The 25,327-nt window shown below is 50.2% G+C and carries 18 protein-coding genes and 1 pseudogene; all 19 read right to left on the bottom strand.

All coding sequences use genetic code 11. The features are described from left to right. Positions 1–5: 5 nt before the first annotated feature. On the bottom strand, positions 6–458 hold the full coding sequence (locus HFE64_10590; protein MCI8633910.1) for a hypothetical protein: 453 nt from the start codon (positions 456–458) through the stop codon (positions 6–8). A gap of 1 nt (position 459) precedes the next feature. Beyond that, positions 460–989, bottom strand: a pseudogene (locus tag HFE64_10585) (restriction endonuclease subunit S). Positions 990–1,065: 76 nt separating this feature from the next. Beyond that, positions 1,066–2,334 (bottom strand): restriction endonuclease subunit S, encoded by a 1,269-nt coding sequence (locus HFE64_10580; GenBank protein ID MCI8633909.1) that lies wholly within the window; start codon positions 2,332–2,334, stop codon positions 1,066–1,068. Further along, positions 2,328–3,002 (bottom strand): hypothetical protein, encoded by a 675-nt coding sequence (locus HFE64_10575; GenBank protein ID MCI8633908.1) that lies wholly within the window; start codon positions 3,000–3,002, stop codon positions 2,328–2,330. The genes HFE64_10580 and HFE64_10575 overlap by 7 nt, the downstream gene beginning before the upstream one ends. Beyond that, positions 2,999–4,573 (bottom strand): type I restriction-modification system subunit M, encoded by a 1,575-nt coding sequence (locus HFE64_10570; protein ID MCI8633907.1) that lies wholly within the window; start codon positions 4,571–4,573, stop codon positions 2,999–3,001. The genes HFE64_10575 and HFE64_10570 overlap by 4 nt, the downstream gene beginning before the upstream one ends. A 59-nt stretch (positions 4,574–4,632) precedes the next feature. Continuing rightward, the gene (locus HFE64_10565) at positions 4,633–6,492 is read right to left on the bottom strand and encodes an AAA family ATPase (GenBank protein ID MCI8633906.1); all 1,860 of its coding nucleotides are present in this window, start codon (positions 6,490–6,492) and stop codon (positions 4,633–4,635) included. Positions 6,493–6,660: 168 nt separating this feature from the next. After that, positions 6,661–8,937 (bottom strand): hypothetical protein, encoded by a 2,277-nt coding sequence (locus HFE64_10560; protein ID MCI8633905.1) that lies wholly within the window; start codon positions 8,935–8,937, stop codon positions 6,661–6,663. Then, the gene (locus tag HFE64_10555; protein MCI8633904.1) at positions 8,915–9,658 is read right to left on the bottom strand and encodes an ATP-binding cassette domain-containing protein; all 744 of its coding nucleotides are present in this window, start codon (positions 9,656–9,658) and stop codon (positions 8,915–8,917) included. Before HFE64_10555 ends, HFE64_10560 begins: the two co-directional genes overlap by 23 nt. Before the next feature lie 14 nt (positions 9,659–9,672). After that, positions 9,673–11,055, bottom strand: a complete 1,383-nt coding sequence (locus HFE64_10550) for a hypothetical protein (GenBank protein ID MCI8633903.1) — start codon at positions 11,053–11,055, stop codon at positions 9,673–9,675. Positions 11,056–11,115: 60 nt separating this feature from the next. Then, positions 11,116–12,390 (bottom strand): HAMP domain-containing histidine kinase, encoded by a 1,275-nt coding sequence (locus HFE64_10545; protein MCI8633902.1) that lies wholly within the window; start codon positions 12,388–12,390, stop codon positions 11,116–11,118. Further along, positions 12,378–13,055 carry a response regulator transcription factor gene (locus tag HFE64_10540; protein MCI8633901.1) on the bottom strand — a complete coding sequence of 226 codons (678 nt, stop codon included), beginning with the start codon at positions 13,053–13,055 and terminating at the stop codon, positions 12,378–12,380. Before HFE64_10540 ends, HFE64_10545 begins: the two co-directional genes overlap by 13 nt. Further along, positions 13,052–13,921, bottom strand: a complete 870-nt coding sequence (locus tag HFE64_10535) for an AAA family ATPase (protein MCI8633900.1) — start codon at positions 13,919–13,921, stop codon at positions 13,052–13,054. Before HFE64_10535 ends, HFE64_10540 begins: the two co-directional genes overlap by 4 nt. Before the next feature lie 48 nt (positions 13,922–13,969). Further along, entirely contained in the window at positions 13,970–15,328 is a 1,359-nt protein-coding gene (locus tag HFE64_10530; protein MCI8633899.1) for an amidophosphoribosyltransferase, read from the bottom strand. Further along, positions 15,328–16,515, bottom strand: a complete 1,188-nt coding sequence (locus tag HFE64_10525) for an LL-diaminopimelate aminotransferase (GenBank protein MCI8633898.1) — start codon at positions 16,513–16,515, stop codon at positions 15,328–15,330. Before HFE64_10525 ends, HFE64_10530 begins: the two co-directional genes overlap by 1 nt. Next, complete coding sequence (locus HFE64_10520) at positions 16,512–18,131, bottom strand: CTP synthase (GenBank protein ID MCI8633897.1); 1,620 nt, start codon at positions 18,129–18,131, stop codon at positions 16,512–16,514. The genes HFE64_10525 and HFE64_10520 overlap by 4 nt, the downstream gene beginning before the upstream one ends. Then, positions 18,131–22,159, bottom strand: a complete 4,029-nt coding sequence (carB, locus tag HFE64_10515) for a carbamoyl-phosphate synthase large subunit (GenBank protein ID MCI8633896.1) — start codon at positions 22,157–22,159, stop codon at positions 18,131–18,133. Before carB ends, HFE64_10520 begins: the two co-directional genes overlap by 1 nt. Then, positions 22,146–23,252: a carbamoyl phosphate synthase small subunit gene (locus HFE64_10510; GenBank protein MCI8633895.1), complete on the bottom strand. Its 1,107-nt coding sequence runs from the start codon at positions 23,250–23,252 to the stop codon at positions 22,146–22,148. Before HFE64_10510 ends, carB begins: the two co-directional genes overlap by 14 nt. 9 nt (positions 23,253–23,261) lie before the next feature. Beyond that, positions 23,262–23,831 carry an ANTAR domain-containing protein gene (locus HFE64_10505; protein MCI8633894.1) on the bottom strand — a complete coding sequence of 190 codons (570 nt, stop codon included), beginning with the start codon at positions 23,829–23,831 and terminating at the stop codon, positions 23,262–23,264. Positions 23,832–23,856: 25 nt separating this feature from the next. Then, complete coding sequence (locus tag HFE64_10500; protein MCI8633893.1) at positions 23,857–25,158, bottom strand: glutamine synthetase; 1,302 nt, start codon at positions 25,156–25,158, stop codon at positions 23,857–23,859. Positions 25,159–25,327 lie beyond the last annotated feature (169 nt).

Genomic DNA, 25,327 nt, shown 5'->3' with positions numbered 1-25,327 from the left:
ATTGTTCACCCAATATTCTCTAAAACATTATTTGCAGCACGAAAAAGTTCAATTTGTCCGTCTAATTCTTCAAGAAGTTTTATACCATGCATTAGATTATTTCGTATACGATATATCACTAAAAGACAACCATAAAGTAAAGCATCGCCTTCTTGTGCCAGAAATTGACGCATCATCTGCATATCAACTTCTGTCGATGCTCTGGCGTTGCCCGGGTGCAAGGAATCCCTAACATAATCTATTTCAAGTTGTCCAAACCAATTACGACGTTTATTTAGTACATCGGCAAATTGAGCTTGCTTTTTCATATCAATACGAATCAAATTTACGATAGATTTTATTTTATCGGGATTGCAGTTGCTATCACACCAGTTGTGCTCAAAACAGTTCCATAGAATTGAGAATTTTCCAATCTCAAAAACCGTTTCATTTTGTATATCATACCCTTTAATTAACATTTTACAAAACCTCCTTAAAAGCCAATAGCTTGTCCCTGTAATATTCGTATTGCTTCTGTCGTGCTTCAATTTCTGCAGGCAGACCAAATGAAAGATCGCTACAAAGGGTATCAAAACGGTCAAGAATCGAAATAATCCTTTTCTGTTCGCTTATTGATGGAACATTGATTTTTGCTCTGCTGATATTATTATATAACCTTGTGATTGTTCCACCAGCAGAAGCTACCCATGGCTGTAGTTGATAGCAGTAATACAAATATCTGTTCAAAACGATCGTTTCATCATTATCAATCCAAACTATGTTTGAATCCTGATAATAGGCATCTTCACCATCATATATAACTGTTTTTCCGATTGTTCCTGCAACAGATATTAAAATATCTCCTTTTTTGGGGTACGAATATGTTCGGCGATATTCCTCAAATTTTTCTTGCCTGATAAATACATCAGCTTTTTTCCAAAGGTTCCAATTTTAAAAAATGGAACTTCTCCACCAGGCGATGTTTCCTCTTTCATTACCCTCTTGCACATAGATACCTTACCGACATCGGACAACTCAATTTGTATCCAACCAAATACATACTGAATAAGCCTAATTATGCTCTATCTATCTGTCTGTCTGTCTATCTGTCTGTCTGTCTGTCTGTCTGTCTGTCTGTCTGTCTGTCTGTCTGTCTGTCAAAATTGTCTCACCCTGTGCAGCAAATGTCAAGAGCTGATCACGGTAAAATTCATACTGTTTTTTTCGAGCCTCAATCTCTGCAGGCAGACCAATGTTCAAGTCACAGCAGATAGCATCGAAATTGTCAAGGACTTTCACGATGCGAAGCTGTATATTTATTGGTGGAATAATAACTTCAAACTGTTCTAAGGCTCTCATACTTAAATTGGGCTGTGAACCGTGACTTGCCTTTGCTGCAACCTGCCGCTGTACCATTTTTGATTGAAGCAAATGAAACAAATAGCGAGAAGAGTTTTCACTATTTACACGCAGTGCAGCCAATGGCGACCAAATATTAAAACGCTCGTCCGTATCAACATACCCAACCTTTCCAGTTGTGGAACCAGATTTGACCATAAAAACATCATTTCGTCGTGGTTTATATTTTTTACAGCATTCTAAATCAAAATCTTCTGTTATGTATCCGCGCTTTTTCTCAAAATGAATTTGTCCATTATAAACAGCTTCAACTGAAAGAAAGGGAACACCCTTATCTACAAGAGTTGGTGTTATATGGGGACCATCGGTTATAGGTTGCGAAAGCATATCGATAAGTCTGCCCTTTCTGTATTCTGAACCAAAAGTCAACAACTCATCCCTATAATACTCATACTGTTTCTTTCTGACCGTAAGCTCTGCCGTAAGCTCTGCCGTAAGTTCTGCCGTAAGTTCTGTGAAATTGTCCAATATACGGACAATTTCACGCTGTACGGGCAACGGGGGAAGGGGGATTTTGAAGGTTGAATATATACTAATCCATAACCTCTTATGTTCATCTGATAAAAAATTCATATTCCCCATTACATGATAAATATATCTAAGTATTGTTCGCTCATTATTCGCATGTAGCATCTTCATAGCAGATGATTTCACTTTAAATGGAAAATCAACCCACTTAAATGCACCAGTAAAATCGTCAAAAATGATAACAGGATTTCCTTTTGAGGCTTGATAAATTCCGTTAGTTTCATTGGTATATCCTAAAACAAACGATTGTCCCGCCGTTAACACAGGGGTATTATAGCTATTATCATATTGAGTAGACTGTACAATATATTTTGAAGGTTGCTCATAACTAACTATTTCACCGATAGGTATATAATCTATTCCATCTGGACAAAATTCAGCTATCAGTTCTTTAAGTTTGGTCATGATTTTTCCTCACTATTCAAAACTGTTTTTAATCGATTTTTTAACTTGTTTTTCAAATCATCCACAGAATTATACAAAAGGATATTATCTCCACTTACATCAAAATGAACTCTTTCTGTGCTAAAAAAGCTTTGCTCACATGTTAAAATCAATTTAATTGGATGATTGCAAAGCTGTAATCCCCTTGCTATTCCTGCTTCATAATAAACGCCGCCTCGGTTACCTGTCAAATCGGCAATAAGAGCAACTGAATCGGATATCTCGATTTGAATTTCTCCGATAATAGAACCTGTGTATTCTTTTTCATCAATACGCATAGCGGAATAGTTAAGAGACTGAATAACAGTTTTATAAGCCTGCTCATAGAATACATTAGTTTCATCGGAAAACATCATTGCAATAAATATTTGGTTTCGTTTTGTTATAGACGGTATCGTTATACAATCATATTTTTTCTTATAAATCTGACGAAGTAACGCAACTAAATTTTCACAGTTATTAGAAAAATCTCCTAAAAGTTTAATAGTTCTTATAAGATCAGAAGATTCTTTTGTTTCATTTTTAGTATCGATAAGAAATGTCTCAACTTCATAAACCCACTCACTAATAGAAGGTTTCTTAGATTCATCAATCAGTTTTTTTAATAGTTCTTTTTCATTCATTGCCATCATCCCTCAATCTCCCCAATAATCTTATCAATCTCGTCCCTTAATACCTGTTCCCGTGCCACAATCCGCTTGATTTCTTCATTCAGCTTTACAATATCAATCTTTTCCCGCGTATCCTCCTGTTCCACATATGTAGAAACTGAAAGGTTATAAGCATTCTGTTCATTGCCAACCTCGTCATTTGGTACAAGCCGGCTGAAATACTGCTCGTTCTTTCGCTCGGCGGCAGCAGAAATAATACGTTGAATGTTCGCTTCGGAAAGCCTATTATTTTTCGTTACCTTCACAAACTCTTTAGATGCATCTACAAACAAAATAGCATTATCCGCTTTGTTCTTTTTCAACAGCATAATATCAACGGATATAGTAACATTAAGAAATAAATTTGACGGTAGCTGAATAATTGCGTCCACATAGTTATTATCTACAAGGTATTTGCGGATCTTCTGTTCAGCGCCGCCGCGGTACATAATGCCAGGGAAACAAACAATTGCGGCGGCTCCGTTATTCGCAAGCCATGAAAGACTGTGCATAATAAACGCCATATCACCTTTGGAGGCAGGTGCCAGTACACCGGCAGGAGAAAAGCGAATATCGTTAATCAACAGCGGATTTTTATCCCCCTCCCATGGAACAGAAAAGGGCGGATTAGAAACGATCAATTCAAAGGGCTGATCATCCCAATGCTGAGGACTGAGAAGTGTATCCTCGCGCACAATACTAAATTCATCAAAGGCAATGTTATGTAAGAACATATTGATGCGGCAAAGGTTATAAGTAGTCAGGTCTATTTCCTGCCCAAAAAATCCCTGTTCAATATTCTCCTTGCCCAAAACCTTCTCTACTTTAAGAAGAAGCGAACCAGAACCACAAGCGGGGTCATATACCTTGTTGATTCTCTTTTTTCCTATCGTACCGAGACGGGCAAGCAATTCCGAGACATCCGCCGGAGTGAAATACTGCCCACCTTTTTTCCCTGCATTTGCAGCATACATACCCATCAGATATTCATATGCATCACCAAACAAATCAGGATTGATACCATCTGCCTGAAACAGTGGCATTTTATCTACACCATTCAAAAGCTCTGCAAGCACTTTATTTCTCTTTGCGACCGTTTCGCCAATAGATTTACTATTCACGTCAAAATCATCAAACAAACCTGCAAAATCATTTTCTGCCTCTCCGCTGGCAGCACTGCTTTCAATATGATTAAAAACACGTTCTAATGTTTCATTAAGATTTTCGTCTTTATCTGCCTGGGCACGGACATTGCAGAATAGCTCGCTCGGTAAAATAAAAAATCCCTTTTCCTGCACTAGTCCCTCTCGGGCAGGCTCTGCATCCGAATCGGACATCTTTGCATAATCGAAATCGATATTCCCAGCCGCATGTTCACCCACATTGATATAGGCCGCAAAATTCTCGGAAATATAGCGGTAAAACATTGTACCGAGAACATAAGATTTGAAATCCCATTCCGACACATGTCCCGCATGGACAAGGTCGGTCGCAATTTTATATATAGTGCGGAACAGCTCGTCCCGCTCTTGATCTCTCTTTATATCAGCCACTGATGTTACTCCTTATCTTTTAGCCATTCTGGTTCCATTTTCTGATGATGAAAAGATTCTCACCTAACCGTCACTTCAACCTTCTTTCCACTAAAGGCCACGCCATACTTATAGACCGTCTTGACTCCCGCATTGATCAACTCACTGTCATAATTCTTATCATTGATCTGCTGCAAGGCAGCTTCAGACAATTTTTTCAACTTCTCATCACTGCAACCCTTCTCTGCTTTTAACTCAATCAGGATACCCGGAAGTCCCGCCTTAGTTGGTCTTAGCTGAATATCATAGCGCCCGTCTCCGGATTCACGGTTAGAGGTTATAAAGAAGCCGCTCATTAAAGCACACAGACCTAGCATAAAACCATGATAAAAGTTTTCTCCCGCTGTATCAAAAAAACTCACTGACTGCGTCAGCAGCGTTTGAATCTGTGATTTCAATCGCACAGTATCCCCGGAAAAAATTGCCTCCTGAACAGAGATCGCCGTAGACTGAGGGATCAGCTTTTCCAGCCGCTGCAAAATCTCTTTATTATACACCAGAGAAATCTCTCGGTTTGGCAATGCCACCTCACACATAAAGTCTCCACTAAAAGAAGGTGTTGTTTTAAGCACTTTCAGATAGCCCGTTACCAGCAAAAAGCTGTAGATCGTAGAGGGATTATTCTTAATTTGCGGATAAATCACGCCAGTATCGATAAACGTGGTGAAGGCTTCTCCATTGACTAACGCCGTTAGTCGATTATAGATTTCCTCATCAGCCTGTGTAAGGATCTCCCCGATAATATCATTGCTGCCAGTGGACACCCAAAATGGTCTCGGTTCACATTCGTTACTGAAATAGTTAATGACCGACCACGGATTAAAAATTTCGCTCTTACCAACGCAGTAGCCGTCATACCACTGACAAATCTCATCGTATTTATCAACTGCACCATAGTACTCCGCCATCTCCTTCACCTCATCCGCGGTAAAGCCGAAATAGGAGCTATATTTATTGTCCAGCACCGAATTGATGGACAGATTATTCATTCCACTGAAAATGCTTTCCTTGGCCACGCGCAGAATACCCGTGAGAAAACCAAAGGACAAATGCTGATTATCCTTGAATCCCCCTGAAAATAAGTTGCGCATAAACTGAATAACTTTATCATAATAGCCCTGCATATATCCTTGCTGGATAGGCGTATCATACTCGTCAATGATAATGATCGGCGCAATATCATAGTGCTTGTGGAGCATCTTCGACAGGTCAAGCAGCGCCGAGGCAAGCTCCACTTCACTGCCCTTTCCACTGGCCAGCTTTTCATAAATTTTTTTATTGTACTCGTCACACTTGCTGCTAGTTCGCAGCTCCTCATGGCGCTGGGTCTCCCTCGCAAAAATATCCCGAATTGCTTTAAAACTCTTCTCCCAGGTATTAAACTTTACATCTTTAAAGGTCAGGAAAATCACCGGATACTTACCTTGATAATCCCGGTATTTCTGACCGCAGGCCCAGACCTTTTTATCTTGGAAATAAACAGAAGTATCTCTGTCACTCTTTTCAAAATAAGTGCGCAGCATATCCATATTGAGAGTCTTACCAAAACGACGGGGGCGGGTAAACAGCGTCACCATAGGCCGTTCATCAATAAAATCTTTAATCATCATCGTCTTATCGATGTAGTAATATTCGGAGGATGCTAGGCAATAGTTCGATACACCAATGGGAAGAGGAAGTTTAAGCGTCCGCTTCGTTTTTCGATAAACGCCTGATTTAATTCTCTGGTCTGCCGGCTTTTGCGTATTAGCCGGGATCATCCAGCGATTGCCTTGTTTCTTTGCTCCGGTAATCTTTCCGTCTTTGCAGAGACTAGAAACTCTCCGCTCTGTTACATGCCAGCGCGCTGCCGCTTCCTTCACTGAAATCATTTCAGCCATAGAACGATACCTCCCCCGTATAATTTCATGTGTATACTATACCCAAATTAAAGAACTTTGTCAAATTATCTTCGGAATATTGTCAATCAAACTTAACATAATTCTTTTTTATAAAATGAAAGCAAGCGAAGCCTACCTCCGCTTGCTTTCATTTCATCATCCCCCCCTCTACATCCCCGTCCACCCATACAGCGGATACAGCGAAAACCACTTAGCCACCTCAAATCCCATCAGCTTCAGCAGCATAGGCACCGCCAGAACCAGCAGCGTAAAAAACACCGTCTGCGTCTGATTTTTTCTCCATGCCGATATCACCATAGTAAACAGCGAAACCAAAACCACCGACAATATCTGAGAAAACACGAAAAGCAGAATAAACCATAAAATCGGCATCGGAACGGCAAAACCGCTGAAATGAGGCACATCCTGTATCGCCGTCCCCAGGCTATGCAGGGGATAAACTGCAGAAATCCTGTATATGCGGCATAGTACCGGAACCAAAGTCAGAGCCGCCGCCATCAAGGCACATATACATGCTTTGTAAATCAATATCTTCCGTTTTCCGGCCTTGGTCGCACCGATCAGGAAAAAAGAACCTGTCTGATATTCCATGGATACTGCGCCGCTCACAGCAAGTATCATTCCAATAGACAGAATTAGAAAATCACCAGAAAAAACATCCTCTAAAATGCCGAACAGATAAAGATAGCCTGTATCATAGACAAAGCTGCCGCCGTCCGCTTTGACGTGCTCATACTGCGCCTCCACCCGCTGGAAGGCCGGGTAAAATGCAAGCGTCATATTGGCCTGCGATTTTAAGGTATCTGCTGTATCGGCGCTCAGCTCTCCCGCCTCTGCCATCCTGTCAATCTGCTCGATTTCCTGAAATGCCTCTTCGTACCGCGCTTTCTCCGATAAAATAAGCGACTCCTTTTCCTCTGTAAGGCCTCCCTCTAGCTCCGTCATAATACTTTGATAATACTGCTCGCCCACAGACGGCGTATAGCTGCGGTCTAGGCTTTGATATGCCAAAAGAGCTGCAAACAATAGCAGAATCAGTAATCCATGATTCGCTATCAGCAGCTTATAGCCTTCATGGCGAAAAATATTGGTATGCGGATGAAACGGCATAGAAAACGGCAGATGCAGCTTTCTTATCGCAAAGCTCTGCATCCGGCAAAACGCGGCAAAACTGCCCCCTACGCCAGCTATGCAGAGCAAAAATATCAGCCCAAGGGATAAGCTCAGTCTGGAAACCGGATACCCCAGAATATTAAAGTTCAAATATCCGCCGTACAAATTCTCTGTTTTCATCAGGCCTACCGGGCTTAGATATTTACACACCGCCATTGCCGATCCTGCCGGAATCAGATAATACAGCAGTGCGCTGATGCCGATGATCCCTATCCCCGCCAGAAACGGCAGGGCCACAATGCGGGACCTTATACATAAAACAGTCAGCACTGCCCCGATGCCAAATAATACAAGCGCCTTTGTCATCACCGAAAGCACAAGATAGTCAAATATGCTAATATTCAGGCTGCTTTCCCTATAGGCAGCGATGGACTGCAGGCTGGCGCCTAAATTGACCCATCCAGTAGTCATCCCGAAGAAGAGCAGGCTAACAATATAGAACAAGGCTGCCAGCAAAGTACAGTGAATCAATAGCGCTCCCAGCTTTGCCGTGATGCTGTGCAGCACACCGCGCTGCGTACCGCGGGTAATCAAAAACAGCCCTTTTTCTTTTTCCTCCGTAATCAGGCTGCCTACAAACAGCATTATGCCGAGCACAAGCAAAAGATCGGTCCACATTCCCTGCATAGCAGCTGCAATCCCCTTCGAGAGAGCAAAGCATATATTGCTGTCCGTTAGACCTGCAAAGTCCGCCGCGCTCTTCTGCAGGTTACGCAGGCTATAAGCATCGCCTGATTGTCCGCCAAAAATAGATATGCCGCTGAGCCTATCTTTATTTTCCTGAATAGAGCGCAGATACTCTCCATATCCGGAAACCTTTTGCTGTTCGCCGTAAATTTCCTCAATAAACGCCTGCTCCTGCTCAAGTGAGTCGGTAAATTGCAGATAATCCCCCGATTGGTACAGCTCATAATACTTTTCAAATACACCGGGATTATTTTGCAGCTCCTGCTTTGCCAAACTGCTGCCCATCTCATTTTCAAAGGACTGCAGGGAAAGAATATTCTGCACAGAGCACACGCCGTCTATCTGCTCCTTCAGCCCGGCTATATACCGCCCCTTCTCCTCTTCTGTTTTGCCGGAAAGCTCTGCATGAAGCTGCCTGTACGCAGAAAGCGGCGCTGTAGTTTCATCCGGCAGATTTGTATACCAGAGTAGAAACAGATGGATTAAAAGCAGCACGCACATCGATAAAAGAAAGCTTCGTTTTCTCCATATCTTACTCAGCTCAAACAGGATCAGCCTCAGCATGGCGCTCCTCCTCTCCGAAAATATGCATATATACCTCCTCCAGGTCACGGCTCTCCCCATATCGATGGCAAAGCGATTCCACCGGGGCCTTGTCAATGATACTGCCGGAGCGGATCAAAATGATCTCTTTCGCAATCGGCGCAATATCAGAGACCACATGCGTAGAGACAAGGATAATCTTGTCCCCGGCAAGCTGTTTGATCTGCTCGCGAACGCGCACTCGTTCTTTAGGATCAAGCCCTGCCGTGGGCTCGTCGAGCACAAGGAGCTTCGGGCTTCCTAAAATTGCCTGAGCGATCAAAATCCGCTGCTTCATACCGCCGGAATAGCTGCCGATCATCCTATCCGCAGCCTCCTGCATATTCACATAGGAAAGCACTCTTTCCAGCTCGCCGCGCACCTCTTTTGAGGGAATTCCCTTAAGCGCCGCCATATAAGCCAGAAACCGCCTGCCGGAAAAGCTGTTATACAAGCCCTGCTGCTGGGGCGCATAGCCAATCAGGCTGCGAAAGCGCGCGCCAAGCTTTTGAATCTCCGTACCATCCCACAGGACCCTGCCCTCCGTAGCGCTAATATTCCCGGTAATTATATTCATCAACGTTGACTTGCCGGCGCCGTTGGGCCCGAGCAGACCGTATATTCCGCAGTCCAGCTCCAAAACAACATCCTGCAGCGCGGTTTTATCCTTATATTTTTTCGTAATATGGTCAAGTGTTAGCATCGTTCTTTCTCTCCTTACTGTCCCGGTCCGATCATTTCGATTTTTCGGTAATTGTCCTTTCCGGCAAACAGGTCCTCCTTTGCCATCAGCGCATGCTTATACTGATGAATTTCATAGGAACCGTCATGATGATCCGTTGCCTCATAATCATATACAAATAAAACATCCGTCTTTGTCTCTGCCCGAAACTCCACTGACCAGCCATTGCACAGATTGACTAAGGGAGAGCTCGTGATAGATCCTGTTTTTGTATCGACAAAATACCATATTGGATCTCCGGAAAGATCCCAGGCCCGGCAGCAAAGCATATCGTCCATCGCATCCATGATCAAATTTTGCGCAAGCGCGCAAAGCGTCCTTTTTTCACCTGTTTGGATATTCAGCACTTCGATATTTTGATTCTCTTCCGAAGACAGATACAGATTTTCTCCCAGAAGCTTTATTGAATTGCTGCATGCGTTTGACTGTCTGGCAATTTCTCTCAGCGCACCACCCTCTTTGCTTAATAGGGCATACACCTCAGAGGAATTTCTGTATATCTCTTTATACGTATCCTCGTCCCATTTCTCCTCCCGCGAAATCTCCCGGCCGAAATCGGTGCCGCACAGCAAAAAATTGTTTTGACAGCAGTCAAGGATCCTCCATGAAATAGAATCACCAAAATCCATCGAGCAGACCTCGCTGAGCGAAAGCGTGCTCAGATCTAAGAACATCAGCTTTCGTTCAGAGGAGGTGGTATAGGTCTGATTGCCATCATGATCGGAGGAAAGCTTTTTGGTAATGACATAAATGCCTTTATCGTTTCCGATTACTTTATCCTCAAGCGTGAGCGCCGCATCAAAGGTATAGATTTTTTCCCGATCTGTACCGTCAAGGTTGGCGCGATACAAGGCAGCCGACCGGCTTTCTACCGTACTGCCATCTCCTCCGAAGCTTATAACACCCTGAGAAAGCGTGTTGTCATAATCATATTCACGGCTTATTATATAAAGGTGATCCCCAAATACAAAAAGAAGGGTGCTGTATAACGGGAAATCATCATAGGAAAATACGGCTGGACAGTCAAGCGAGTCGTGCTTGCACCCTGCCGTGCTGCATAGATAAATCTCACGTCCGGTAGCAAAATCCATATACATAAGATGCATTCCGTAAGTATCGTCCCTCAGCTTTGCTCCTTCCGTCGTCAGATAATAATATCCGTTTTCCGTATTGCAGGCGCTTTCGCCATATCGGTTTGACAAAAGCTGCAGCTCTCCGTTTTCAGAAGGAACACTGCTTTGCTGTATCTCTGAATTTTGTCTGCTGCTGGCCTCAGGTGGCTCTGTTTTTTGTCCGCATGCCCCCAGCAAAGAACAGATCAGCGCAGCTATCGCCAAAAGAATGATTGATTTTTTCATAAAAAAAGACCTCCTTGTAAAAATACAAGGAGATCGTAGCAGATAAAGGTCAAAAATCTGTCAAACCGATAAAGAAATTTTTACGCAGGCTCCGCCAGAAGTATTGGACAGCTCCAACTGCCCGCCGTGCTTTTGGCACAGGAGCCGGCTGATGGAAAGGCCAATTCCCCTATGGCCGTCTTGGTTGGCCGCGATCCAATGCTTTCCCGTTTCCTTTAATATTTCCAGAGGAAAACCGCTTCCGTCATCTGTTACCGTGACCACAAGCATCCGGCCTTCCATTGCAAATGCCAGCTGAATTCCCTGCTTTGCATAACGCAGCGCATTGCTCAGGATATTCTCCAAAACGCGGTGCAGCAAAGCTTCATCAATCTGGATTTCCTTCTGCGGCAGATCATCTGTTATTTGTAAGGCAATTCCCTTTTGCTCTGCCAAGAGGGTTAGATCCTGCCCGATATTCGCTGAAAGCTGCACTGCACTGACAGCCTTCCGTTCAAGCTGCATTTCCTCCGTTTGATTCAGAAGCCTGACGGATTCCGTATACTGCTCCAGCCGTTTGGCGGCCGCACCGAGATTCTGCGCAATACGGCTTGTCTTCTCCCGGCTCATGTCTCCGGTTTTAAGCCCCTTTTCCAGATATTCGGCGTAACCCTCGATAATGGCGATTGGATTACGCAGATCATGTGCGACAGAGTCCTGCATGAGCCGCCGCTCCTCCAGCATGTTCCACATCGCTCTATAGTTTTCATCAAGCGCCCTCCTCATGGCCTCAAAGGAGCGGCACAGATCACCCATTTCATCCTCATAGGGATAGGCCAGTTCAAAATCCAGGTTCTGCTCTGCAATCTGCTTGACCGCTCCTGATAAAACAGAAAGCGGCGTTTTGAGCTTCCGCCGGTAAAAATACATGCTGCACCACAGGATTGCCGCAAAAGCCAGCCCCATCGGCGCGGCGAACATCACGATCCCGCAGAACTGATAAGCGAACCTTCTTTTCGGTGACAAGGATTCTATGCCGGTTTCAATCTTCTCGATAGAATAGCGCATCTGTGCTATATCCTCTTCTGTTGGTTCACTGCGTATAAACGGTGCAAACGATAAACCCTCTCCCATATTCATCAGATATATGCTGCTAGTAACGGTTCCGTCAGAAAAAGTCTCTTCTACGGTAAGATATACCGCATTGGGATCCGGCAGCAGCCAGTGCCGAAACGCAGCGCAGCCGCTAATGATCAGCGCTGACAGCAATGTGACCGCTGCGATAGAAAGGCAAACCGTCAGCATCAGAAACCGGCGCAGGGGCAGATTCTGCCATCTTCTTTTCAGCGTTTCCATCGATACCCCACTCCCCAGACCGTTTCGATATAGTCTTCTCCCGTCGCCTCACGGAGCTTCGCGCGGATCCTGCGGATATGCTCCTTAATCACATCTGTGCTGCCCTCTGCATCATATCCCCATATCCGTTCATAGATCCGTTCCCGGTCAAATACCTGCCCGGCATTTGTCAGCAGAAATTCAATCAGCTCAAATTCTCTTTTAGATACCTCAATTTCTATATCCCGGTAAAAAATCCGCCGCTGCGAAAGGTCCACAAGAAGCTCTCCCGATGTCAGCATCGAAGCCGCATGACTGCGCATGCGCTCATCCCGCCTGAGATGCGCCGCCACTCTGGCCGAAAGCTCTTTTAGGCTGAAGGGCTTGGTGATATAATCATCCGCACCGTACTGCAGGCCGTTTATTTTATCCTGCTCGCTAATTCTGGCCGTCAAAAAAAGAATCGGACAGGCAACATGATCTCTTATGTTTTTGCAAATCTCCAAGCCATCTGTCCCCGGCATATTGATATCCAGTATGATCAGATTGGGCTGCTCCCCCAGCAGCTGCAGCGCCTCAGCCGCGCTGTTGGCCGCATACACCTCATAGCCCTCATCGTCTAAATGATCGGAGAGCAGCTCCGTGATCATGGCCTCATCATCCACTACTAAAATTTTGTGCCTCATACCGAGCCTTCTTCCAATTCACGCTCATGCATTTTGAAAAATTCATAGTAGGCCCTTACGTTAGGAAGCTCCATCCATCTGCTAAGCTGCACCGGATCCGCATCCAGATCATAGATGCGCGCGCCCTTCATCGCCAGCAAAAACGGCGAATGCGTAGCAATCACAAGCTGGCAGCCAAAAAAGCGCACCGAGTCCTCCAAAAAACGAACCAGCTCTTGCTGCCTGACCGGCGAAAGGCTGTTTTCCGGCTCATCCAGCAGGTACAGCGCGTCATCCCCGATTTTATTGGAAAAATAAGTAAACGCACTCTCCCCATTTGAATACTCGCGCACATTATCCATCAGATTTTCCCGTACAAACTTAGACTGCGTCCTGCGCCGCGCCTGATTCATCTTTTTCAGCTGCTCATAATCATCCAGCGACCGCATCTGAAACTTGGCATGCTTCACATCCAAATATTCCTGAAACATCTCCTCGCGCCGTTCATCGATCCCCTCGTTCACGCTGCGCAGATTCAGCATATAATCAAACACATCATCGCTCGTAATCATATGGCTGGCTGCCGGGATCGCTTGCTCCGCCTCGTAGCTGCACAGGTCGATATAGGTCTCAAAAAAATTGCTCCGGTTATACAGCGTATCGCGCTGCAGCCGAAGCGTCTCGGCCATGACATTCAGCGCCGTACTCTTGCCGCAGCCATTACCGCCATATAAAATCGTGATTTCTTCAAAATCTAGATGCGTGAGCGCATGCTTTGACAGAATCTGAAACGGATAGTAGCTGTCATAGCATTTTCGCTTCTGATTCATAAAAAAAGTATGCTCCTGATCGATATTAGGAAATTCAAAAGAAGAAAGATAAATCACAGGCCGTCCTCCTCATCCGTATTTCTATTTATTATAAGAAATCCCGGCCTATTTGTAAAGCGCTGTTACATACTCTCCCGTGAAACAGGAAAAGCAAAAGCGGTCGCTGCCATACGCTTTCTTCAGATCCTCCACCGTTAAAAATTTTAAAGAATCCGCCTTCAGATAGGCGCACAGCTCCTCCGGGTCCATCTGCGCCGAAATGAGCTCCTCGCGCGTAGCCGTGTCCACGCCGTAAAAGCACGGATAGCGGTACTCAGGCGCTGCAATCCGCAGATGCACCTCCTTCACGCCGGCACTGCGCAGCTGCGCAATGATCCGCCGCGCTGTCGTGCTGCGCACCAGAGAATCATCGATCAGGACAACCCGTTTGCCCTCTACCACTCTCCGGTTCACCGAAAGCTTCATGCGCACGCCCATCTCCCGCTGCTGCTGCGTGGGCTCGATGAAGGTCCGTCCCACATAGCGGTTCTTGATCAGCCCCATCTCCAGCGGCAGTCCGCTCGTCTCGCTGTAGCCGCTGGCCGCCGACATAGCCGAATCCGGCACCGCCACAACCATATCGGCCTCCAAGGTGCCTTCGTCCTTTTGCGCCAATAGGCGCCCTGTCCTTTTGCGCATTGTATGCACGTTAAGCCCGTCCAGATTGCTGTCAGGGCGCGCAAAGTAGATGTGCTCCATGCTGCACAGCCTCTGCTCGATTTCCTCGGTGTAATAGCAGAACTCAATCCCCTTTTGCGAAAACTTCACCACCTCGCCCGGCTCCACATCGCGCCAAAAAACGCCACCCACCGCATCAAAGCCGCAGGTCTCGCTGCTGATCAGATAGCCGTCTCCGTAATAGCCGATCGAAAGCGGCCGCAGCCCATGCCGGTCGCGGATCGCATAGAGGCTCCGGTCCGTCAGAATCAAAAAAGCAAACGCCCCCTCCAGCTGCCGGCAGGCCTTTTTGATTTTCTCCATCAGCGGCCCCTTCTGCCCCTGGATCAGATGCAGGATAATCTCGCTGTCGCTGGTGCCGTGAAAAATATGTCCCTTTTCCTCCTGTTCCAGCCGCAGCTTCGCCGCATTCACAATCTGCCCGTTATGGCACACGGCCAGGCTGCCGATCTGCGCCCGCGCAATCAGCGGCTGGATATTCTCCGGCTCCGCGCCGCCCTCCGTCGCATAGCGCACATGCCCAATCCCATGCACGCCGCCCAGCTGCCTTAGATGCGCCGCATCCATCACCTCCGTCACCAGCCCCGCGCCCTTATGCAGAGCAATCGCTTTGCCGTCGCTCACCGCAATGCCGGCGCCCTCCTGCCCGCGGTGCTGCAGGCTGTGCAGGCCAAAATACACAGCCGAAGCCGCATCTTCCACCTGATACGCTCCAAAAACGCCGCACTCCTCATTGATTTTCCGCATCAGGCTTCACCATATACGCTCTTCAGCCGCCGCATGGCCTCCCGGGTATCCTTTACGCTGCCAAAGGCAGTAAGCCGGAAGAAGCCCTCGCCGTTTCGGCCGAATCCGCTGCCCGGCGTGCCCACGATGCCCGTTTTGGCCAGCAAGTCATCAAAAAACTCCCAAGAGGTCATTTGATCCGGGCACTCCATCCAGATATACGGTGAATGCACGCCGCCCGTGTACCAGATGCCCATCTGATCGAGCGTCTCCGCGATGACCCGCGCATTCTCCTGATACACTGCCAGATTCGCCCGGCATCCCATCATGCCCGCCTGCGTGAACACCTGCGCCGCTGCTCTTTGCACCGGATAGGACACGCCGTTAAACTTGGTTATCTGGCGGCGCAGCCACATGGCATGCAGCCGCATGCCTTCTCTGCTAAGCTCCTGCGGCACCACCGTATAGCCGCAGCGCGTGCCGGTAAAGCCGGCCGTCTTGGATAACGAGCAGAACTCAATGGCGCAGTCTCTGGCGCCCGGAATCTCAAAAATGCTACGCGGATAGCCCTCCTGCACAAAGGCCTCATAGGCCGCGTCAAACAGGATGACCGCCTTCTGCTCCAGCGCATAGGCGACCCACGCTGCCAGCTGCTCCCGGCTGTACACCGCGCCAGTGGGATTATTGGGCGAACACAGATAAATCAGATCCGCCTGCTGGCCGGCCGGCGGCATCGGCAAAAAGCCGTTTTCCTTTGTCGCCTGCAGATAGACAATACGCCGACCGTCCATCACGTTGGTATCGCGGTACACCGGATATACAGGATCCGGGATCAGCACGGTATTATCGGCGCTGAACAGATCTAAAATATTGCCCAGATCGCTTTTCGCACCGTCGCTCACAAAAATATCCTCTGTTTTCACATCTGCCTGCAGCTGCGTCTGATAATATGCGGCAATGGCCTCCCGCAAAAACGCATAGCCCTGCTCAGGCCCGTAGCCATGAAAGCTTTCTGCCTTTCCCTGCTCCTGCGCGCCCTCCACGAGCGCCATATCGACCGACGTGCACAGCGGCCGCGTCACATCGCCGATCCCCAGCCGAATGATGCTGGCCTGCGGATTTTGCTTCTGAAAGTCGGCCACCTTGCCCGCAATCGTTGAAAACAAATAGCTTTCCTCTAATTTCTCATACTGATGATTTAATTTCATTTTGCTCTCCCTTCCTGATAGCGGATGCCGGCGCGGATAAATTCTCTGAATAGCGGATGCGCCTTGTTGGGCCGGCTCTTAAACTCCGGATGGTACTGCACGCCCACATAAAAATCATGTGACGGCAGCTCCAGCGCCTCCACCAGCCGCCCGTCCGGCGATAGGCCGCTAAACACGGCGCCGGAGGCCTCAAAGGCCTCGCGGAAGACGTTGTTAAATTCATAGCGGTGCCGGTGCCTCTCGGCGATTTCGTCCTGCCCATAAGCCATGAGCAGCTTGCTGCCTGCGGCAGCCCTGCACGGATAAGCTCCCAGCCGCATGGTGCCGCCCTTAGGCAGATTCCCCTGCTGGTCGGGCATCAGATCGATGACCAGATGCTGGCTGGCCTCGTCAAATTCACGGGAATTGGCATCCGCATAGCCGAGCACATGGCGCGCCCATTCGATGGCGGCGATCTGCATGCCCAGGCAAATGCCGAAATAGGGGATATGCTGCTCTCTGGCGTAGCGGGCGGCCTCGATCATCCCTTCGATGCCGCGCCCGCCAAAGCCGCCGGGCACAATGATGCCATCGGCTCCGCCTAGCAGCGCGGCTGCCGTCTGCGGCGTGATCTGCTCGCTGTCCACCCAGTCGACCTCGACCCTGACGCCGCTCTCATAGCCGCCGTGCTTCAGCGCCTCGCTCACCGAAAGATAAGAATCATGCAGCTTGACATATTTGCCTACCAGCGCAATGCGCACCGATTGCCGGCAGCCTTCGATGCGGCCGAGCATGGCCTGCCAGCCGCTAAGCTCCGGCGCATGCGGCGCCTCCAGATGCAGCTCCCGGAGCGCGATCTGTGCAAGTCCGGCCTCCTCCAGCATCATAGGTGCAGCGTACAGCACCGGCAGCGTCAGATTTTCGATCACGCAGTCCGGCTTAACATTGCAGAAGGCCGCGATCTTTTGCAGCACCGGCGCATCAATCCTCTGATCGCAGCGCGCCACGATCACATCCGGCATGATGCCAAATGACTGCAGCTCCTTCACGGAATGCTGCGTGGGCTTGGACTTATGCTCGCCCGAGGATTCGAGATAGGGCACCAGTGTCACATGGATGAACAGCCGGTTTTCATAGCCCACCTCATGTCCGACCTGACGGATGGCCTCCAAAAACGGCTGCGACTCGATATCGCCGGTGGTGCCGCCGATCTCCGTGATCACGATATCGGCATCTGTTTTCTTCTGCACCGAATAAATAAAGGCTTTAATCTCATTGGTAATATGCGGAATCACCTGAATGGTCTCTCCCAGATATTCGCCGCGCCGCTCCTTATTCAGCACATTCCAGTATACCTTGCCGGTTGTCAGGTTAGAATACTGATTCAGGTTTTCGTCGATGAAGCGCTCATAATGCCCCAGATCCAGATCGGTCTCCGCGCCGTCCTCCGTCACAAACACCTCTCCGTGCTGATAGGGACTCATCGTGCCGGGATCAATATTGATATAAGGATCCAGCTTCTGTGCGGCCACCTTAAAGCCCCGCGCCTTCAAAAGCCGCCCCAGTGAGGCCGCCGTAATGCCCTTTCCCAGCCCGGATACCACGCCGCCCGTTACAAAAATATATTTTGCCGCCATCAGATTGCAACCTCCCCTGTAAATACCGTCACTGCCGCGCCCGTCATGTACACCGTTTCGTCGGTGTAGCGGATCTTCAGATCGCCGCCGCGCAGATGCACGGTAATCTCTTCATTTTTCGCACAATATCCATTCAAAACCGCTGCCACAGCCGCCGCGCAGGCTCCAGTGCCGCATGCCCATGTCTCGCCGCTGCCGCGCTCCCAAACCCGCATGCGCAGCGTGTGCGCATCCAGCACCTGTACAAATTCCGTGTTCACGCTCTCCGGAAACAGCGGATCCGTCTCCACGCAGGCGCCCCGTTCTTCCAGCGCCAGCCCTTCTACATCCGTTTCAAAGATCACGCAGTGCGGATTGCCCATCGACACGCAGGTGATCCGCTGCTCGCGGCCGCCTACCAGAGCCGGTCGGTCCACCACCTGCGGCCCCTCCAGCCGCACTGGGATCTGCTCCGGCGCCAGCACCGCCGGTCCCATATCCACCGTCACGCTCAGCACTTGGCCGTCAAACACCTCCAGCGAAAGCCGCTTAATGCCGCTCTTTGTCTCGACCGTAAGCTCCGTTTTTTTCACCCTTCCGCTGTCGTATAAGTATTTGCCGACGCAGCGGATCCCGTTGCCGCACATGCGGCCCTCACTGCCGTCCTTGTTGAAGATCCGCATCCGCCCGTCTGCGACCGCCGAGGGTTCGATCAGGATGATGCCGTCGCCGCCGATGCCAAAGTGTTCCTGCGAAAGCTGCACGCTGAGCGCCTCCGGATTTTCGAGCGGCTGCTCAAAGCAGTCAAAATAGATATAGTCATTGCCGCAGCCCTGCATCTTCACAAAGGCTCTCCTGCGGCTTTCGTGCGGCAGCCGGTTCATATCCACCAGCTCCACGTTGTATGCGCGGTAGCGGCTCTGCAGGCTGCCGGCCAGCGCTCTCGCCGTATCGAGCGATGTCAGGCAGGGGATGCCCAGTTCAACCGCCTTGCGGCGGATTTTGACGCTGTCCCTCGCCGGGATCCGGCCTTTGGCAGAGGTCGAAATGATGTACTGGATGCGGCCGCTCTCCAGAAGCGCTCTTGTGTTATCTGCGCCCTCATGAATCTTCTTTACTGGCTGCGCCGTCAGCCCCTGCTCCCTGAGCACGCGGGCCGTTCCCTCTGTCGCAAACAGTGCAAAGCCCAGCTTGGCATACTGGCGCGCGATCTCGCCGATCTCCTTTTTGTCGGTGTCGCGCACCGTGATCAGTACGCCGCCCTGCTTCTTCATCTCATATCCGGCGGCCACGAGGCCTTTATAGAGCGCTTCCTCCATCGTCCGCGCCACGCCCAGCACCTCGCCGGTGGATTTCATCTCCGGACCGAGCTGCGTGTCCACGTTGTGCAGCTTTTCAAAGGAAAACACCGGCACCTTGACCGCGTACTGCTGGCCATGCGGATAGAGGCCGCCCTGATAGCCCATTGAGCGCAGCGTCTCGCCGGCCATGATGCGGCTGGCCAGCTCCACCATCGGCACGCCCGTCACCTTGCTGATATAGGGCACCGTGCGCGAGGAGCGCGGATTGACCTCGATCACATAGATCTGATCCTCATAGATCACATATTGAATATTGATCAGCCCTCTGGTCTGCAGGGAAAGCGCCAGCTGCGTTGAATACTCAATCAGGCGCTCTGTCTGCTTTGCCGATACGTTCCAGGCCGGGTAGACGGCAATGGAATCGCCCGAATGCACACCGGCCCGCTCAATATGCTCCATAATTCCGGGGATCAGGACTGTTTCGCCGTCGCAGATCGCATCCACCTCCAGCTCCGTCCCCATCAGGTACTGATCGATCAGCACCTCATTTTCTCCCTCCTGCGCGAGGATGATCTTCATATATTCTTCGATATCGGCATCGGCAAAGGCAATGATCATATTCTGGCCGCCCAGCACATAGCTCGGCCGCATCAGCACCGGATAGCCCAGCTCTTTTGCCGCGGCAAGCGCCTCCTGCTCAGTGTGCACGACCCGCCCGTCAGGCCGTTTGATGCCCAGACTTTCCAGCAGCGCGTCAAAGCGACCGCGGTCCTCCGCCGCGTCGATGCTGTCGGGCGGCGTCCCTAAAATCGGGATCTGATGCTCCGCCAAACACTGGGTAAGCTTGATCGCTGTCTGACCGCCAAACGAGACCACGGCGCCGACGGGCTGCTCAATGGCTGCGATATCCAGCACATCCTCCGGCGTAAGCGGCTCAAAATAGAGCCGGTCGGCCGTATTAAAATCCGTAGACACGGTCTCCGGATTGTTGTTAACAATCACGACCTCATAGCCTGCTTTTTGCAGCGCCCATACGCAGTGCACGCAGGCATAGTCAAACTCAATGCCCTGTCCAATGCGAATCGGCCCGGAGCCAAGCACCATGACCACCGGCTTTTTCTGCGGCCGCGCCGCAATAAAAGCGCCGGCCTCGTCGCAGCAGCCGTGCGCGCCGTAAAAGTAGGGCGTGCGCGCGGCAAATTCCGCGCTGCAGGTATCCACCATCTGATAGGCCGCCGGCTCATGCTGCCAGCTGCCGGCCGGGATCACCTGATCCGGAAAGCCCCATTTTTTCAGCGTACGGTACAGCGCCTGATCCACCTCTTGGAGGTGCATCGCCTCATCGAGCCTCTGAATATGCAGCAGCTTTTCCAAAAACCATAGATCAATCCCCGTCAGCGCATGCAGCTCGCTCGTTTTGGCGCCGCGGCGCAGCGCTTCATAGAGGGCAAAGAGCCGCTCATCATCCTGCGCCAGCAGCTTTTCCTGCAGGGCCTCATCCGTCAAAGTGCGCATCCTCTCTCTGTTTAGATCATACTGCGCAATCTCCGCGCCGCGCACGGCCTTGAGCAGTGCCTCTTCAAAGCTCTTTCCGATGGCCATTACCTCGCCGGTCGCCTTCATCTGCGTGCCGAGCCTGCGGTCTGCGTACACAAATTTGTCAAACGGCCATTTGGGAAGCTTAACCACCACATAGTCGAGCGCCGGCTCGAAGCAGGCCTTCGTTTTGCCCGTAACCTCGTTGGTGATCTCATCCAGCCGGTAGCCCAGCGCAATCTTTGCCGCCACGCGTGCAATCGGATAGCCCGTTGCCTTCGAAGCCAGCGCCGAGGAGCGCGACACCCGCGGATTCACCTCGATCACCGCATATTCAAAGCTGCCCGGATGAAGGGCAAACTGGCAGTTGCAGCCCCCCTCAATGCCCATGGCCTGAATGATATTCAGCGCCGCCGAGCGCAGCATCTGATATTCCTTATCCGCCAGCGTGAGCGCCGGCGCAACCACGATCGAATCACCGGTATGGATCCCCACCGGATCCATATTCTCCATAGAGCATACGGTAATGCAGTTGCCGCTGCCGTCGCGCATGACCTCAAATTCGATCTCCTTCCAGCCGGCAATGCATCGCTCTACCAGCACCTGCGTAATCGGCGACAGACGCAGCCCTGCCTCCGCAATCTCCCGCAGCTGCCTCTCATCCTGCGCAATGCCGCCGCCTGATCCGCCCAGCGTAAAGGCCGGCCGCACGATCACCGGATAGCCAATCTGCGCGGCAAAGGCCTCCGCCTCCTCCAGCGTATTCACCACCGCCGAAGGGATCACCGGCTCGCCGATGGCCTCCATCGTATCCTTAAACCGCTGCCGGTCCTCCGCCTTATCGATGGTTTCCGGATCCGCTCCCAGAAGCTGCACATGATGCTGCGCCAGAAAGCCGCTTTTCGCAAGCTGCATCGAGAGCGTGAGCCCCGTCTGGCCACCAAGGGTGGAAAGCAGGCTGTCGGGCTTCTCCTTTTCGATGATTCTCTGGACCGTCTCCAGATTCAGCGGCTCGATATAAATATGATCGGCCATGGCATGATCGGTCATGATGGTGGCCGGATTGGAATTGACCAGCACCACCTCCAGGCCCTCTTCTTTTAATGCGCGGCAGGCCTGCGTGCCTGCATAGTCAAATTCGGCGGCCTGCCCGATCACAATGGGGCCTGACCCGATCACCAGCACCTTATGAATGGTTTTACTCAGCGGCATGTTGCTTTTCCTCCTCGATTTTTTCTAAAAAGCGGTCAAATAAGAATCCAGTGTCCAGCGGCCCGGCGCTTGCTTCCGGATGAAACTGCACGGAAAAAGCCGGATGATCTGTATAGGTGATCCCTTCGCAGCTGCCGTCGTTTAGATTGATAAAGCTTTCCTGCGCCTCCGGCGGCAGGCTGGAGCTTTCTACCGCATATCCGTGATTTTGACTGGTCATATAGATGCGCCCCGAATCCAGCCCCTTAACCGGCTGATTAGCACCGCGATGTCCATAGGGGAGCCTGCCTGTTTTCGCGCCGTGCGCGAGGGCTAGGAGCTGATGTCCCAGGCAGATTCCGAACATCGGCAGGCGGGTTTCGTGGCAGAGCCGACGAAGCTCGCTGATGATGGCTGTGTTTTCAGCCGGATCACCAGGGCCGTTGGACAGCATCAGGCCGTCGAGCGGCAGGCGGCTGATTTCCTGCGCCGATGCATCCGGCGGCACTAGCGTGACCCAGCAGCCGCGCTTTGTGAGCTCGCGGATGATGTTTTCTTTGGCGCCGAAGTCCCATACGGCCACATGATAACGGGCATTGGGACAAGGATATTCCTTAAAATAGCCTCTGGCCGCATTTTGGACGGCATTTTGAATGCGATAGCCGGCAAGCGGCTCCTGAAGCGTCTGATACTCCGGCTTTTCATAGCTGAGGTATCCGTTCATCGTGCCCTGCTCACGCAGCAGCTTGGTGAGATACCGCGTATCAATGCCGCAGACGGCAGGAATATTTTGGGCCTTAAAAAAGGTGTCAAGATCTCCCTCACTCCGAAAGTTGGAGGGTATCTGACACCAGTCATTCACGATATAGGCAGTTAGATGGGGGGCTGCGCTTTCAAAGTCGCTGGGAATCACCCCGTAGTTTCCGATGAGCGGAAAGGTTTGAACGAGGATTTGACCGTAGTAGCTGGGGTCGGTAATGCTTTCCAGATAGCCGGTCATCGCCGTGGTGAAGACGACTTCGCCGAGGACGCCGTCGCCGTTTATGGGGGCGCCAAAGCCTTGCCCCTCGAGGCATGCGCCGTTTTCAAGTAATAGATACACTGTTTTCATAATTTCCTCCGTTTATTCTATTTCATAGCTCTGCAATATGGTCTCAGCCATTTCGCGCCGCGTGATGCGCCGGTTCATGGCCTCCTTTTCAATGTAGCGGTGCGCGCCCTCCTCTGTCATGCCTTCATACTGAATCAGCAGGCATTTGGCTCTGCCTACCAGTCGGATATCTTCGATTTTCTGTTCCAGCTTGGCCTGCTGCGGCATGGTTTTGACAAGCCGCTGATGCACAGCGAGAAGCAGCTTCGCCGCATGGCGGAAAAAGCCCTTGCCCATTCCCGGTGTGAATACCAAAATGCCCTCCGGCTCCATCTTCTCTGTCATCTCCTCCGCGTGATCCTTTTTCACAATCAGCATCACGCCGGCCGTTGTTTTCGCTGCCGTTTTAGCAACCTCACAGCCATATTCCTCCGACAGCGGCGAGACAATCAGCACAAGCGCAAACTCATATTCTGCCAGAAGCCGTCTGGCCTGCACTGTGTTTTTGGCTATATAAACCTCTGTCAGCCCGCACTCAGCCAACAGCTGCGTGAAAATATCCCGATTTTTTTCTCCGTGAGAGACCAGTAAAACCTTTTCCATGCGCTGCTCTTCCTTATCTATTTCTTTAATAAATTAACAGATTCGCGGCAATTTCTTCTTTCAGATTTTCATTGCCGTATTCCCGCCACCATCTCTCCTGCTGCGCAAAATATTTTTGCCGCAGCGATTCGGGCAGTACCTTTTTGATAAACTCGCTTTCCCTTGCTATGTCTATGGCCTCCCGCAGATTGCGCGGCAAAAGCGGAAGTCCCTCTTCTTCTTTAACCTCATATAAATTACGATTGCAGGGCGGCTCCAGTTTCTTTCCCTGCTCCACACCTTCCATGCCGGCATGAATCAGCAGCGCAAAGGCCAGATAGGGATTGCAGGCCGGATCCGCTGAGCGCAGCTCCATGCGGCTGTATTCGCCGGAGGAGGCCGGAATCCTCACCAGCTGTGACCGGTTCTGATGCGACCACGTGACATAGCGCGGCGCTTCAAAGCAGCCCAGCCGGCAATAGGAATTGTTGATGGGATTCAAAAAGGCTGTGATCTCGGCGGCATGATCCAAAATTCCCTGAATAAAGCTCTCCGCATAGGGGTTATGCTGATCTCCCGTTTGAAACAGATTTTGCGCGCCCTGCGCCAGAGAAAGATTGATATGCAGCCCGTTGCCGCTGTCCTCCCAAAAGGGCTTGGGCAGAAAGCTGGCAAAAAGCTGGTGCCGATGGGCAACGGATTTGACCACCCACTTGAAGGTCATAAAGCTGTCGGCCGCCGTGAGCGCATCGGAATAGCGAAAATCGATTTCATTCTGGCCCTTGCCTCTCTCATGATGGGCGCTTTCCGGCTTCATGCCAAGCGCCTCCAGCGCTGTACAGATTTCTCTTCTGATTAAATCGCCCTGATCAAGCGGCGTGGTATCCGCATAGCTTCCCTGATCCATCGGCTTTAAAAGAGGCGCTCCCTCTTCTGTTTTTAACAGATAAAACTCACATTCTGTCCCAATGCGGCAGATATACCGCAGCTTAGCGGCACGCTGCACGGCTTTTCTCAGAATCGTTCTGGGCGCCTCCTCCAAATCGCTGCCATCCGGCCTTTTAATATCACAAAACATCTGCACCATACGGCCGGCTTCTTCTTCCCATGGCAGAATGACGACGGTGGAACAATCCGGCACCAAAAATAAATCCGAGCACTCCACAGTCGCGTATCCGAGGACGGCGGAGCCGTCAAAGGAAATGCCATAGGCAAAGGCTTTGGGCAGCTCCTGCGCCATGATCGTAATATTTTTCTGCCGTCCAAACAAATCACAAAAAACCAATCTGACAAATTTCACATCATGCTCCTGCACAAACTGCAGCAGCTCCTGTTCGGTTTGTTTCATCGCTTTCTCCATTTCATCTATAAAAAAAGCGTCTATGAGTGCCCTTCCTCCAAAGGCCTACCCATAGACGTCCTTGTCTACTGGCTGGTATTATAGCACCTTCGTTTTGTCCTGTCAACGCTTTTTCTATTTTTTGCAATTTTCTATTGACAATCCTGCAAATTATCGC

The organism is Lachnospiraceae bacterium (genome assembly GCA_022794035.1).
In the GTDB taxonomy this organism is placed as follows: Bacteria; Bacillota; Clostridia; order Lachnospirales; family Bianqueaceae; genus CALWPV01.
Note: the sequence above shows the minus strand (reverse complement) of the source record. Positions and strands in the feature narration are given on the sequence as shown.

Bases quoted from the DNA above. Each gene is read 5' to 3' on its own strand.
- HFE64_10550 (MCI8633903.1), bottom strand. From the start codon at position 11,055: ATGAAAAAATCAATCATTCTTTTGGCGATAGCTGCGCTGATCTGTTCT.
- HFE64_10500 (MCI8633893.1), bottom strand. From the start codon at position 25,158: ATGAAACAAACCGAACAGGAGCTGCTGCAGTTTGTGCAGGAGCATGAT.
- HFE64_10555 (MCI8633904.1), bottom strand. From the start codon at position 9,658: ATGCTAACACTTGACCATATTACGAAAAAATATAAGGATAAAACCGCG.
- HFE64_10530 (MCI8633899.1), bottom strand. From the start codon at position 15,328: ATGCGGAAAATCAATGAGGAGTGCGGCGTTTTTGGAGCGTATCAGGTG.
- HFE64_10560 (MCI8633905.1), bottom strand. From the start codon at position 8,937: ATGCTGAGGCTGATCCTGTTTGAGCTGAGTAAGATATGGAGAAAACGA.
- HFE64_10565 (MCI8633906.1), bottom strand. From the start codon at position 6,492: ATGGCTGAAATGATTTCAGTGAAGGAAGCGGCAGCGCGCTGGCATGTA.
- HFE64_10540 (MCI8633901.1), bottom strand. From the start codon at position 13,055: ATGAGGCACAAAATTTTAGTAGTGGATGATGAGGCCATGATCACGGAG.
- HFE64_10575 (MCI8633908.1), bottom strand. From the start codon at position 3,002: ATGATGGCAATGAATGAAAAAGAACTATTAAAAAAACTGATTGATGAA.
- HFE64_10525 (MCI8633898.1), bottom strand. From the start codon at position 16,515: ATGAAATTAAATCATCAGTATGAGAAATTAGAGGAAAGCTATTTGTTT.
- carB (MCI8633896.1), bottom strand. From the start codon at position 22,159: ATGCCGCTGAGTAAAACCATTCATAAGGTGCTGGTGATCGGGTCAGGC.
- HFE64_10505 (MCI8633894.1), bottom strand. From the start codon at position 23,831: ATGGAAAAGGTTTTACTGGTCTCTCACGGAGAAAAAAATCGGGATATT.
- HFE64_10520 (MCI8633897.1), bottom strand. From the start codon at position 18,131: ATGGCGGCAAAATATATTTTTGTAACGGGCGGCGTGGTATCCGGGCTG.
- HFE64_10590 (MCI8633910.1), bottom strand. From the start codon at position 458: ATGTTAATTAAAGGGTATGATATACAAAATGAAACGGTTTTTGAGATT.
- HFE64_10545 (MCI8633902.1), bottom strand. From the start codon at position 12,390: ATGGAAACGCTGAAAAGAAGATGGCAGAATCTGCCCCTGCGCCGGTTT.